At 34.3% G+C, this 12,871-nt stretch carries 13 protein-coding genes, 1 tRNA gene and 1 other RNA gene; 4 read left to right on the plus strand and 11 right to left on the minus strand.

Annotated elements, in window-relative coordinates; all coding sequences use genetic code 11:
• Window position 1: 1 nt before the first annotated feature.
• The 5 genes from thrS to Q3907_RS04705 form a co-directional block, all read right to left on the minus strand.
• On the minus strand, window positions 2-1,750 hold the full coding sequence (gene thrS / locus Q3907_RS04685; protein WP_295562027.1) for a threonine--tRNA ligase: 1,749 nt from the start codon (window positions 1,748-1,750) through the stop codon (window positions 2-4).
• A gap of 296 nt (window positions 1,751-2,046) precedes the next feature.
• Window positions 2,047-2,421, minus strand: coding sequence for a NifB/NifX family molybdenum-iron cluster-binding protein (locus Q3907_RS04690; RefSeq protein WP_295562029.1), 375 nt, complete (start codon window positions 2,419-2,421; stop codon window positions 2,047-2,049).
• Window positions 2,422-2,515: 94 nt separating this feature from the next.
• Window positions 2,516-2,906, minus strand: a transfer-messenger RNA (tmRNA) gene (gene ssrA / locus Q3907_RS04695).
• Window positions 2,907-2,927: 21 nt separating this feature from the next.
• Window positions 2,928-3,386, minus strand: coding sequence for an SsrA-binding protein SmpB (gene smpB / locus Q3907_RS04700; RefSeq protein WP_295562031.1), 459 nt, complete (start codon window positions 3,384-3,386; stop codon window positions 2,928-2,930).
• On the minus strand, window positions 3,383-4,561 hold the full coding sequence (locus Q3907_RS04705) for a CapA family protein (protein ID WP_301897489.1): 1,179 nt from the start codon (window positions 4,559-4,561) through the stop codon (window positions 3,383-3,385). The genes smpB and Q3907_RS04705 overlap by 4 nt, the downstream gene beginning before the upstream one ends.
• 64 nt (window positions 4,562-4,625) lie before the next feature.
• Here Q3907_RS04705 and Q3907_RS04710 point away from each other — a divergent pair.
• Window positions 4,626-4,701, plus strand: a tRNA-Ala gene (locus tag Q3907_RS04710).
• A gap of 45 nt (window positions 4,702-4,746) precedes the next feature.
• Here the strand turns inward: Q3907_RS04710 and phoU are convergent.
• The 5 genes from phoU to Q3907_RS04735 all read right to left on the minus strand — a co-directional run bounded on the left by phoU (window position 4,747) and on the right by Q3907_RS04735 (window position 8,880).
• A complete protein-coding gene (gene phoU / locus Q3907_RS04715; RefSeq protein WP_301897490.1) occupies window positions 4,747-5,400 on the minus strand; it encodes a phosphate signaling complex protein PhoU in 654 nt (217 codons plus the stop codon).
• Entirely contained in the window at window positions 5,400-6,152 is a 753-nt protein-coding gene (gene pstB / locus Q3907_RS04720) for a phosphate ABC transporter ATP-binding protein PstB (protein ID WP_288518557.1), read from the minus strand. Before pstB ends, phoU begins: the two co-directional genes overlap by 1 nt.
• Window positions 6,153-6,163: 11 nt before the next feature.
• A complete protein-coding gene (pstA, locus tag Q3907_RS04725) occupies window positions 6,164-7,042 on the minus strand; it encodes a phosphate ABC transporter permease PstA (RefSeq protein WP_295646623.1) in 879 nt (292 codons plus the stop codon).
• 2 nt (window positions 7,043-7,044) lie between these two features.
• On the minus strand, window positions 7,045-7,938 hold the full coding sequence (gene pstC / locus Q3907_RS04730) for a phosphate ABC transporter permease subunit PstC (RefSeq protein WP_301897491.1): 894 nt from the start codon (window positions 7,936-7,938) through the stop codon (window positions 7,045-7,047).
• A gap of 63 nt (window positions 7,939-8,001) precedes the next feature.
• Window positions 8,002-8,880, minus strand: a complete 879-nt coding sequence (locus tag Q3907_RS04735; RefSeq protein WP_301897492.1) for a phosphate ABC transporter substrate-binding protein — start codon at window positions 8,878-8,880, stop codon at window positions 8,002-8,004.
• A 218-nt stretch (window positions 8,881-9,098) separates the two neighbouring features.
• Between Q3907_RS04735 and serC the strand changes: the two genes are divergently transcribed.
• The 3 genes from serC to Q3907_RS04750 are packed head-to-tail and all read left to right on the plus strand — an operon-like array spanning window position 9,099 to window position 12,111.
• On the plus strand, window positions 9,099-10,184 hold the full coding sequence (gene serC, locus Q3907_RS04740; protein ID WP_301897493.1) for a 3-phosphoserine/phosphohydroxythreonine transaminase: 1,086 nt from the start codon (window positions 9,099-9,101) through the stop codon (window positions 10,182-10,184).
• Window positions 10,177-11,325 (plus strand): 3-phosphoglycerate dehydrogenase family protein, encoded by a 1,149-nt coding sequence (locus Q3907_RS04745; RefSeq protein ID WP_301897494.1) that lies wholly within the window; start codon window positions 10,177-10,179, stop codon window positions 11,323-11,325. The genes serC and Q3907_RS04745 overlap by 8 nt, the downstream gene beginning before the upstream one ends.
• Before the next feature lie 9 nt (window positions 11,326-11,334).
• Entirely contained in the window at window positions 11,335-12,111 is a 777-nt protein-coding gene (locus Q3907_RS04750) for a histidinol-phosphatase HisJ family protein (RefSeq protein WP_295562046.1), read from the plus strand.
• Between the two features lie 47 nt (window positions 12,112-12,158).
• Here the strand turns inward: Q3907_RS04750 and Q3907_RS04755 are convergent.
• On the minus strand, window positions 12,159-12,871 hold a 713-nt coding region (locus Q3907_RS04755), incomplete at its 5' end, for a DMT family transporter (protein ID WP_301897495.1).

Raw genomic sequence — 12,871 nt, forward strand, 5'->3', positions numbered from 1 at the left:
CTTACTTTCCAAACAATGTTTTATTGTCTACTTCCGCTTTAAATTTAGCTAAAGCTTCATCTAATGACAATGTAACACTATCTTTTTTACCACTCTGACGAATTGTAATTGTGTTGTTTTCTTGTTCTCCATCACCAACTACAATTTGGTAAGTAACCTTTTTTAGCTGTGCCTCACGAACACGGTAACCTAATTTTTCGTTACGAGAATCTACTGTAGCACGCATTCCTAAAGCTGTTAATGCATCACATACTTTATTTGCATATTCAACATGTTTTTCGTGGTGTACTGGAATCACAACAAATTGACGTGGCGCTAACCATAATGGGAAGTGTCCACCAAAGTGTTCAATCAAGATACCAATGAAACGTTCAACTGATCCATAAACTACACGGTGTAACATAATTGGAGTTTTCTTTGTTCCATCTGCATCTACATATTTACATTCGAATCTTTCTGGCAAATTCATATCTAGCTGTACAGTACCACATTGCCATACACGTCCTAAGCTATCTTTAATATGGATATCCAATTTAGGTCCATAGAATGCACCATCTCCAGGATTCACTTTATATTCTTTACCTGCATGAACACAAGCTTGTGCCAATGCTTTTTCTGAAGCATCCCAAATTTCTTCTGAACCAATATATCCACTTTCTGGACGAGTTGATAATTCAATTTCATATGGTAAACCAAATACTGAATAGATACGATCTACCAATTGTAATACTTTCTTAACCTCTTCTTCCAATTGATCAGGAGTTACAAACAAGTGAGCATCATCTTGTGTAAATGTACGTACACGGAACAACCCATTCAATGCACCACTTGCTTCGTGACGGTGTACTTGTCCTAGTTCTCCTAAACGCAATGGTAAGTCTTTATATGAGTGTAAAGTTGAGTTATATACTAATAAAGCTCCTGGACAATTCATTGGTTTGATTGCAAATTCACGATCATCTACCATTGAAGTGTACATGTTATCTTTATAATGATCCCAGTGTCCACTCAATTCCCATAATTCTTTTGACATCATAATAGGAGTTTTAATGAATTGGTATCCTTCTTTTGCGTGTTCTTGATACCAGTATTGTTCCAAAATATTACGTAAAATCATTCCATCTGGCAAGAAGATTGGCATACCAGGCGCATATTCACTAATTGTAAACAATCCCATTTCTTTTCCTAACTTCTTGTGATCACGTTTTTTAGCTTCTTCTAAAGCTTCTAGATGTGCTTCCAACTCTTCTTTTGTGTCAAAGCAGATACCATAAACACGTTGAAGCATTTTATTGTTAGCATCACCTTTCCAGTAAGCACCAGAATGTTTCAATAATTTAAAGTTTTTACACATCTTAACAGTTTCAACGTGAGGTCCACGACATAAGTCCGCAAATTCACCTTGACGATAGATTGTGATATTTCCATCTTCTAATCCATTGATCAAATCGACTTTATAAGGATCATCCTTGAACATTTCTAAAGCATCTTCTTTAGAGATTTCTTCACGAACAATTCTCTTTCCGTCTTTGGCAATTTTCTTCATTTCTTTTTCGATTTTTGCCAAATCCTCTTCTTTTAATTTTACATCTCCTAAATCCATATCATAGTAGAAACCTTCAGAAATAACAGGTCCTACCCAGAATTTAGCATTTGGATATAAACGCTTAACAGCTTGAGCCATCATATGAGCACATGAGTGGTTCAACATAGATAAATGTTCATCTTCTAATACATTAACTAATTCCATTTTACTTTCCTCCATTTTTCCATATAAAAAGCGACAGCCATCAAAGGACGTCTGTCGCACGCGGTACCACCTTTGTTTATACAATTACTGTATACACCTCAAACCTTTTAACGCAAGAATTACGGCACACTTTTTCAAGGGCAATTCAAAGGGAGTAAATACATACCTTCGCAAAGTGCTTTCACCAACCACACTCTCTCTACATTTGAACAGAATGCATTCGTATCCTTATCACTATTGTTGCCTAGATTATAGACCGAAATACGAGGTGTGTCAAAAGAAAAACTCAAGAATTTTTAATGGCAATGTCCACCACAAGAATGGTTTTCACCAGATTCATGTTTTGTACAAGTCACATCAGTTGTAAATTCAAGCTTTCCACTTAAATATTTCTTAACAGCCTCATCCGCATTTCCGGTTACACCACCAAACGAATGGATTCCAAAACCAGCCAATGCAGTTTTAGCCCCTTGTCCAATGCCACCACAAAGTACAATGTTTACATTTTGTTCTTTCAATGCATTTGAAACACCAACATGCCCATGTCCTTCGATTGTGATTACTTCACTCTTAATAATTTTATTATGATCTGTTTCATAGATTTTAAATTCTGAGCTATGACCAAAATGTTGGAACACTTCTCCATCTTTATAACTGACTGCAATTCTCATATGTAAATTTACCTTCTTTCATATTCATTATATATTGTTTGCAAAAATATTTGAAGATAAGAAAAAAACGCCCATATTAGGCGTTAATTGTCTTTGGTGGAGATGAGGAGAATCGAACTCCTGTCTAAGCAAAGTCCCACGAGACAGCGTTTACAGCTTTTTCCATCTAGTTATCCAAAAGTTTTGGATGGAAACAAAAATTCTTTTGGGTTAGCTATAGTTGATTCAAAATAAGCAGCTAGCCAATACTTATTTCTATCTTCTTTTCTTTAACACTCAGTCTGAAATAAGAAAGCGAAATTTCAGAAAGGGGCTGCGAAGCCAAACGTAGGCAATAAAATTAAGCAGCGAAAGCCATGCTTTGGTTCATACCAAATACATTAGCAAGTTTATTTTTAGCAATTAATTTAAGTTGGTTATTACACGTATCCTTCGTGGCTGTGGCTGAATCCAAACATTTACTCATCGAATGCCTGAACATCCCCAAGGAACATCAGTATAATCTATTAATACTGATTTTTCAAGGCCTTTTGAATCTCTCTTTGCGCATCTTTCGCCTTTTGAGATTCACGCTTATCATGAAGATTTTTACCTTTCGCCAAAGCTATTTCAAGCTTAGCCAATCCTTTATATAAATAAATTCTTACTGGTACAACCGTATATCCTTTAACACGAGCCGATTGTTCTAATTTTTGAATCTCTTGCTTATGCATCAAAAGCTTGCGATCACGCATTTCATCATGATTAAATCGGTTTCCAAATTCATAAGGAGAAATATGCATGCCTTTAATGAAGGCTTCCCCTTTTTGAAAACTGATATAACTATCCTTTAATTGTACCTTCCCTCTTCGAATACTTTTAATTTCTGTCCCCAGAAGTACTAATCCAGCTTCAAATCGATCATACAATTCATATTCATGTCTTGCTTTACGATTCTCAGCTATTGTTTTTTGATTTTGACTCACTCTAATACCACCTCAATTCCATCTGGATTCTGCATAACCGATTGCACAAACTGCTGTACCCATTCTTTTGATAAATCATATTCTGATGACAATCTATGCGTTGACGCGATTGAATCATTATAATCATCAATCATATAAGTTTTCCAGTCATTAAATCCAGTATCAAACCACGTAATCAATGGAATAAACTTTGTATCTGTAAAAGATGTGGTCTTTGTATCTGGATCATAGTTTAAAGTAAAACTAGCCATACCCCCAACCATCGTTATATCCATATCTTGTGCACTCGTATAGTTTCCCAAAGAATAATATACTAGTGTATTTTGATTTTTTCCTTTAATAATTTTTGCTGGTTCTATCACATGCGGATGTGAACCAATTACTACTTCAACTCCAAGTTCATTTAAATAATTTGCTAAATCTTCTTGCTCTTGAGTAGGTTCTGTTTGATACTCATTTCCCCAATGCATAGAAACCATCTGAACATCACTTACTTTATTTAATGCTTCCATATCCTGTTTTATTTGATCTTTATCAATCAAATCTACAAGCCATGGCTTATCTTCAGGCAAACTAAAGCCATTCAATCCATATGTATAACCTAAAAAGCCAACTTTGATTCCATTGATTTCCTTCACTAAAGCACGATTTTTATCTTCTTGTGAAATATGTGAACCCGTAGTAATCACATTTGGATATTCATTATGAATCAAATCAATCTGTGCTAATAAACCATCAGCTCCTCTATCTAAAGAATGATTTGAACTTAAACTCCACCAATCAAATCCTGCTTTATTGACTGAAGACAGAATTTCTGTAGGTCCATTAAAAGTTGGATATCCACTCAATCCATACGATTCTCCAATGCATAGTGTTTCAAAGTTAATGTATGCCAAATCCGCATTTTGTGTATATTTATTCGTCATTTCATAATAAGAATCAAAATCATAGTATCCATTTCTGTAGTTTTGATACCAATACATTGCTTCATGATATAAATTATCTCCTACGCCTACAAATGTAAATGACTTTTTATCTTCTTGTTTTTTTGTAGAAACATTCTTTACAACCTTTGTCGCTTCTTTCAAATTTGGCGCGGGGTGCGTTAAAATAAAGCCTATTAAACTGAAATTGAATATACATAATATGATGATCCATGTCCATTTCTTTTTCATAATCTAATTTTATCAAAAAAAGCTTGTATTTTCCAAAAAAATTAGGTAATATTATAAAGCATTTGGGGTGTTAGCTCAGCTGGGAGAGCACCTGCCTTGCACGCAGGGGGTCATCGGTTCGATCCCGATACGCTCCACCAAATAAAAAAATACGCTGTAAGCACATTGCTTACAGCTTTTTTGTTTTATTCAATTTCTTCAAAAATACCCAATTTTTGATAAAGAACCCATTTACCAATATTTACACAATGATCACAAATTCTCTCTAAATATTTACCAACTAGTAATACATCCACTAAAGTTCCTGTATCATGTTCTTTTTTAGCTAGTAAATCAACATAGACCTCTTTTGCCTTTTCATATTGTGCATCCGCTTGATCATCCATTTTAATCACTTGATCAGCCGCTTTTTCATCCTTTTGAATAAAGGCTTCAATCGCAAGTGTAACCATTTCTTTGGCAATCGTGAATTGTTGTTTAATACAGTCATCCACAACTAAATCTTCCATATTCAATGCACAAATAAGTTCGGAAACTTCTTTTTCCTGATCCATAATACGTGTTAAATCACGAATCGTATTTGTAGCTACCGTAATACGACGTAAGTCTTTAGCAACAGGATGTTGAAGAAGAAGGATCTTCATGCAAATTTGTTCTGCCTCTCTTCCTTGTTCACTCACTTCTTCATGCATTTGCGAAACATCTTGAACTAAAGTTTTGTTTCCATCTAAAATAGCGTGTTTGCAAAACCATAATCCTTTTAAACAGTCTTGAGACATTTGTGTCATAGTCAATTCTAACTGTCTTGTTTGTTTTAAAAACTTTGTAGGTAAAACCATTATCCAAACCTCCCTGTAATATAGTCTTCCGTTTTCTTTTCTTTTGGTGTAGAGAACAATGTTTCCGTATCACTATACTCAATTAGATCCCCCAATAAGAAGAAGGCTGTTTTATCACTAATACGCATAGCTTGCTGCATATTATGTGTAACGATAACGATTGTATAATCTTTTTTCAATTCTAAAGTCAATTCTTCAATCTTACTAGTTGAAATTGGATCTAAAGCACTTGTAGGTTCATCCATCAATAAAACTTCCGGCTGCATAGCTAAAGCTCTTGCAATGCATAAACGTTGCTGCTGTCCACCTGACATTCCTAATGCAGATTTATGTAAACGATCTTTTACTTCATCCCAAATGGCAGCTTGTCTTAAGCTTCTTTCTACAATTTCATCCAGTTCGCTTTTCTTTTTGATTCCAAAAATTCTTGGACCATACGCAATATTATCATAAATACTTTTTGGAAATGGATTTGGCTGTTGAAATACCATTCCAACTCTACGTCTTAATTCGATTGCATCCATATTCTTGTAGATATCCGTACCATCTAGACAAATATCTCCTGTAATCTTTGCACTTTCAACCAAGTCATTCATACGATTCAACGTTTTTAAAAATGTCGATTTACCACATCCAGAAGGACCAATAAATGCTGTTATTTCTTTTTCTTTAATATCTAAATTTATATTTTTTAAGGCATGAAAATCACCGTAATATAAATTTAGATCATTGACTGTAAATTTATTATTCATACTTAACCTTTCTATTTCTCTAATCCAGCTTGCTTTTTAGAGATATGTCTTGACCAGACATTCGCACCAATACTAAATGCTAATACTAAAATCATTAATACAGCACTTGATAGATTTGCTAGTGCTCTATCTTGTCCGTTTGTTTGTAAGTTCCAAATTTGAATAGATAATGTTTCAGCTGGTCTAAGTACATTAATTGGTGATGTTGGAGAAGTAAAGCTAAAGTTATTCCAACGTAAATCGCTTCCTGAACCAGTTGTATAAAGTAATACAGCAGCTTCACCAAAGCCACGACCAGCCGCTAAAATGACTCCAGTCATAATACGTGATAGACATGCAGGCAATAGTACATGAAATATCGTTTGCCACTTTGTAGCTCCAAGTCCCATACTTCCTTGATAATACCCTTCTGGCAAACCTTTTATTGCATCTTCTGTGGTGGTTGTGATCAAAGGTAAACTTAGAATGGAAATAGACAAGGCTCCTGCTAATAAACTTTTTGATAACCCAATAACAACTAAGAAAATCAAATATCCAAACAAACCTACAACGATGCTTGGTAAAGAAGACAATGTTTCAATACATGTTCTTAAAAAGCGTGTCACAAGACCTGGTTTGGCATACATAGCCAAATAAATACCGGCTAATACTCCAATCGGAACGGATACAAGTAATGAAATAAATACTAAGTAAATAGTGTTAAAGACTTGGTTTCCAATACTTCCAGATCTTGTGAAACCAAACATTTCTGGTTTTGCACCTAATAATCCCCCAATAATAACTTTTCCGGCAAAACCTACTAGAAGTAGGAAGAAGAACAAGGCAATACCATAGAAAATGATTGTCATAAACTGATCAACCATTTTTGCCCTTTTGATTTTAGAATCCATCTTTATTCTCCTTTCGCTTTTGAAAACTTATGAATAATAGTAATAAACAATAACGAAATCAAGAACAGCAACAAGGCCATTGTCCATAAAGCTGCCTTCATCTCTCCACCTTCCATCGCATTTCCCATTTGTGCTGCAATTTCAGTTGTTAGTGTTTTTGAAGTGGAAAAAATACTAGTTGGTAAAGCTGTTGTTTGACCTATAACCATCGCAACGGCTAAAGCCTCACCAAACGCTCTTGCAAGTCCTAATACAATACCTGAAATCACACCTGGTAATGCTGCAGGAATTACGACACGATATATCGTTTGCCAGCGTGTTGAGCCAAGTCCATAAGCAGCCATTCGTGTTTCTTTTGAAACAGCTCGAATCGCATCACTGGCAACACTGGTAATCGATGGAAAAATCATAATAGATAAAACTAAACTTGCTGCAAGTATGGAGTGTCCTACCTGCAAATCAAATACTTTCTTTAAGAACGGAATCAAGACCGTTAATCCGACCCATCCATAAACAACACTAGGAATTCCGGCAAAGATTTCAACCATAGGACGATAGAATTTTTCACCAAACTTAGGTGAAATTTCTGTCATAAAAATAGATGATCCTAACGCAAATGGTGTGGCAATCAACAAAGCTAAACCACAAACACATAATGATCCAACAATAAAGATCAAGGCTCCTACATGTCCTTTTGAACTGGCATTATCCATAGGTGCAAAGTTAGCACTGCCAAGAAATTCTCCTAAAGTGTGATGAAATTTAAAAAATGTATCCGAACCTTTGTAAACCAGAAAGGCTCCAATCAATAAAGTTACGAATATTACGAACAGTCCACCAATTGTTACAAGAATCTGCCAGAAATATTCTTTACAAAACATGCTTTTACAACTCATCAAATTCCTCCAAACTAAATGAATAACGGACATGTATTTCAATGTCCGTTAAAGAACTAGTAATTAGTGATCTGTTTTTTCCATTTTACTAGAAACACCATAACCTAATGATTCCATTTTCTTACCGAATTTTTCACCCATGATATAATCTAAGAATGCTTTTGTTGCTTCGTCTGGTTCTCCATTTGTATACATGTGTTCAAATGTCCAAACTTTGTAGTCACCACTATACGTATTTTCTAATGTTGGTTCAACACCATCAATTGCGATTGTATCTACATCGTCATTGTCTACCAAGTAAGATAATGCTACATAACCAATGGCACCCTTTGTATCAGTTACATTTTGTAACAATACACCAGAATCATCTGTTTCCATTGAAGCGTTGCTAGCTTCTTCATTTCCATCTAACGCATATTTTTGGAATGTGGCTCTTGTTCCTGATGAAGTTGGACGAGTTACTAAGACGATATCTTCATCTGGTCCACCAACATCTTTCCAGTTCGTTGTTTTTCCTGTGAAGATGTCAATTAATTGTTGTTTTGTTAAATCTTTAACACCAACATCTTTATTTACGATTGGAGCCATTGTTACAACACAAACTTGGTGATCCACTAAATCTTTAGCTTGATCCTTGTCTAATTTTTCTTCGGCTGCAACATCCGAATTTCCTAGTGTAACTGTTTTATCAGCTACCTGTTTTAAACCTTCTCCTGAACCACCAGCATCGACTGTAATTGACACATCTGGGTTTTCGTTTGAGAATTGTTCAGCTGCAACATCAACCAATGGTTTCAATGCACTTGAACCTGCGGCTGTAATTGTTCCACTTAAACTTTTCCCTTTTGACTCGCTGTCATCTGATGCAGTAGTACCTGAACTGCATCCTACCATAGCTGCAGATAATCCTACGACGATTGCACCCTTTAAAAACTTATTCATATTTTCCTTGTCCTCTTTTCTTTTGACACACATATCATAATGCATGTTTGTTAAACAAAAAAATGGTTCTGTTAAGCTTTTGTTAAATGATTTGTTTCAATTTTGAATACACTTGAATTTATTTTATGAACAAATGTATTGAAATTAAATGTAAACAAATGTATAATCATGAAACATATAGAAAGGAAAGGTGGAACTATTTTCACCGAGGTAACAATATGACACGTGTATATAACTTTAGTGCCGGTCCCGCATGCTTACCAGAATGGGTATTAAAAAAAGCTGCAAGCGAAATGTTAGACGCTCATAATAGTGGAATGAGCGTTATGGAGATGTCCCACCGTTCCAGTGAATTCCAGGATATTATAGATACTTGTAAAGCAAGACTAAAAAGATTAATGAACATCCCTGATGAATATGAAATTTTATTCTTACAAGGAGGTGCTTCTTTACAATTCACTATGATTCCTTTGAATTTAGAAAAGCATAGCGTAGATTTAATCAATACAGGTCAATGGACAAAGAAAGCTTTAAAAGAACATGAAAAATTAGGAAAGGTAAATGTAGTTGCGTCAAGCGCAGAAGATAACTTTACATATATCCCTAAAATCAAACAAGAAGATTTAAGTGAAGATTCTGATTATGTATATATTTGTGAAAATAATACAATCTATGGAACAAAATATAAAGAGCTTCCACCTCATGCAGGTAAACTTTTAGTTGCTGATTTGTCTAGTTGTATTTTAAGTGAAAGATGCGATGTTTCTAAATACGATTTAATTTTTGCTGGTGCTCAAAAGAATATGGGGCCTGCTGGATTAACAGTTGTAATTATTAAAAAAGATTTAATTGGTTTAGCTGATGAAAAAACACCAAGTATGTTAAACTACAAAACATATGCGGACAATGATTCTATGTTCAATACGCCACCTACTTATGCAATCTATATTTGTGGTTTAGTACTTGAATGGCTTGAAACTCAAGTTGGTGGATTGGAAAACATGGAAAAAATCAATCATCAAAAAGCTAAATTATTGTATGACTATATTGATGCTTCAAAATTGTATTCAAATCCTGTAGCCAAGGAAGATCGTTCTTATACAAATATTCCTTTTGTGACGGGTGACAAAGATTTAGATGCTAAATTTGTTAAAGAAGCTAAAGAAGCAGGAATTGTGAATATTAAAGGTCACAGAACAGTTGGTGGCATGCGTGCAAGTATTTATAATGCCATGCCACTTGAAGGTGTAGAAGCCCTAATTGCATTTATGAGAAAATTTGAAGAGGAGAATTATAATGCCTAAAATAAAACTCTATAACAATATTGCACAAATTGGTTTAGATCAGTTTACGCCAGATTACGAAGTAAACGAAAATGTGGAAGACGAAGATGCCATTCTTGTTCGTAGTGCCAATCTTCATGAGATTGAATATAATCAAAATCTTAAAGCTATTGCTCGTGCTGGTGCTGGCGTCAACAACATTGATATTGATACTTGTACAAAAAAAGGAATTGCCGTATTTAATACACCAGGTGCAAATAGTAATGCCGTAAAAGAACTTGTGTTTGCGGGTATGTTACTAGCAAGTCGCGATATTTATCATGGTATTGAATGGATCCAAACACAAAAAGAAAATGAGAACATCGCAAAGGATGTGGAAAAACAAAAGAAAAAATATGCTGGGCATGAATTAACTGGCAAATCATTAGGTGTTATTGGTTGTGGTGCTATTGGTATTCAAGTTGCCAATCTTGCTTTACGATTTGGAATGAAAGTATATGGATATGATCCTTATATGTCTGTTGATGCTGCATGGAATTTATCTCATTATGTAAATCATGTCACAAATATTGATGATTTATATCGTCAATGTGATTTCATTACGATTCACGTTCCTTTAAATGATGGAACTAAAAACTTTATCAATAAAGATAGTTTTGACAAGATGAAAGATGGTGTGAAGTTATTAAACTTTGCGCGTGGCGGCCTTGTGGATGAAGATGCCCTATTAGAAGCATTAGATAATAATAAAGTTGCATCTTATGTAACTGATTTTCCTAGCCAAAAAGTACTTCAAAATGATAAAGTCATTGCGATTCCTCACTTAGGTGCTTCAACCGAGGAAAGTGAAGAAAATTGTGCAGTAAAAGCTGCTCAAGAATTGATGGATTATTTGACTTATGGTAACATTTCAAATTCTGTCAATCTCCCAAATGCGAAGATGGATATGAATTCTCCTTTTAGAATCACTTGTATTCATGACAATAAGCCAAAAATGATTTCTCAAATCACAGATATTTTAAAGGATGCCAATATCGAAAACTTGATGAATAAATCTAAAAAAGATATTGCGTATACAATTATTGATTTAGACTCAGAAGTCGATATTTCTCCAATCGAAAAAATCAATGGTATAATTCGAGTATCTACATATAAGAAATAGGATGATATTATGATTGATGCACACACTCATTTAGAGAATGGTGATTTAAGCATTGAATATGTTCATAAGTTTATTGATGCTGCCAAAGAAAAAGGAATTACTCATCTTCAGATTTTAGATCACACACATAGATTCTTTGAATTTAAAGACTGTTATAAAAGAGTTTGTGAAGTATCTAAATTACAAGAAGAGTGGTTTTTAAAGAAACAAAAAAACTCCATAGATGATTATTTAAAATTAATTGCAGCCTTAAAAAAAGAAACTTTTGACATTGATGTGCGTTTTGGTCTTGAAGTATGTTATACGCCTGAAACAGAAAGTTTATTATCCTCAATCCTTGAACATTATCAATTTGACTTTCTAATAGGTAGTGTACATTCTGTAAATGGCTATTTATATGATATGGATGCTTTTTCTAAAGAATTGCTTTGGGACAAAAATGATCCTTCTACTATTTATAAATCCTATTATGACTCTATTGAAAAATTAATCCAATCCAATCTCTTTGATCAAGTTGGTCATCCAGATGTGATTAAAATGTATTCTATTGATCCAGGCTACGATTTACATCCTACCTACCATCATATCGCTCGTCTGGCAAATGAATACAACATTAAAATGGAAGACAACACTAAAGCTCATTATTCATATCATCATCCTGATATTGGCTTAAATGCTGATTTCAGAAACATCCTAAAATCAAATAATGTACAAATTGTAACTGCAAGTGATGCTCATTATCCAAGTGATGTAGGGCGTTGCTTTGAATTATTAGATCCTAGATAAGCCTAGGATCTTTTTTTAGGCAAAGAAAAAGACAGAACTTAATCTGACTACTTTTCTTTATTGACTAAAAATACACTTAAGCTTACAAGTATCAGGGCAATTAGACTTGATAACTGGAAAGCTTGATTGGATTCATGTAGAACCACACTTGATAGAATAACACCAATGATTGGTGTTACACACATATAGACACCAATCTTACTGACAGGATTTACAGATAATAAAAGTCCCCAAATCGTATAGGCAATGGCAGATACAAGGGCTAGATGAATCAATACTAGAAGGCCTAGATTGAATTCAAATATAATGTGTCCTCCCATCAAATATCCAATAATAATTAGTAAAACACCACCTAAAAAGAATTGGTATCCACTTAGTAGTACGGCATTTTGTTTTTGTGTAAACTTCTTAATAAAAGCGGCTGATATAGCTCCGCATAATTGTGACATCAACACAAAGCCTTCACCTACAAATGAAAAACTAGCACTAGCTCCACTGATATTCATAAACAGAATACCTAAAAATCCGATAAAACATCCTAATGTTTTTCTTAATGTTAGTTTTTCATAATGAAAGATCAAGCTAGCCACCAATAAAGATATAAAGGCACTGGTTCCAGTAACAATCGAACCATTCACGCCTGATGTATGTGAAAGTCCTATATAGTAGAAAAAGTATTGTCCAGCCGTTTGAAATAGAGCTAATGTACATATACCTTGAATATTTTCTTTTTTAGCGACTAATACTTTTTTCTGTAAAA

The organism is uncultured Holdemanella sp., assembly GCF_958348295.1.
Lineage (GTDB): Bacteria > Bacillota_I > Bacilli_A > Erysipelotrichales > Erysipelotrichaceae > Holdemanella.

Bases quoted from the DNA above. Each gene is read 5' to 3' on its own strand.
- serC (WP_301897493.1), top strand. From the start codon at position 9,099: ATGACACGTGTATATAACTTTAGTGCCGGTCCCGCATGCTTACCAGAA.
- thrS (WP_295562027.1), bottom strand. From the start codon at position 1,750: ATGGAATTAGTTAATGTATTAGAAGATGAACATTTATCTATGTTGAAC.
- pstC (WP_301897491.1), bottom strand. From the start codon at position 7,938: ATGAGTTGTAAAAGCATGTTTTGTAAAGAATATTTCTGGCAGATTCTT.
- pstA (WP_295646623.1), bottom strand. From the start codon at position 7,042: ATGGATTCTAAAATCAAAAGGGCAAAAATGGTTGATCAGTTTATGACA.
- Q3907_RS04735 (WP_301897492.1), bottom strand. From the start codon at position 8,880: ATGAATAAGTTTTTAAAGGGTGCAATCGTCGTAGGATTATCTGCAGCT.
- phoU (WP_301897490.1), bottom strand. From the start codon at position 5,400: ATGGTTTTACCTACAAAGTTTTTAAAACAAACAAGACAGTTAGAATTG.
- Q3907_RS04745 (WP_301897494.1), top strand. From the start codon at position 10,177: ATGCCTAAAATAAAACTCTATAACAATATTGCACAAATTGGTTTAGAT.
- pstB (WP_288518557.1), bottom strand. From the start codon at position 6,152: ATGAATAATAAATTTACAGTCAATGATCTAAATTTATATTACGGTGAT.
- Q3907_RS04705 (WP_301897489.1), bottom strand. From the start codon at position 4,561: ATGAAAAAGAAATGGACATGGATCATCATATTATGTATATTCAATTTC.
- Q3907_RS04750 (WP_295562046.1), top strand. From the start codon at position 11,335: ATGATTGATGCACACACTCATTTAGAGAATGGTGATTTAAGCATTGAA.
- Q3907_RS04690 (WP_295562029.1), bottom strand. From the start codon at position 2,421: ATGAGAATTGCAGTCAGTTATAAAGATGGAGAAGTGTTCCAACATTTT.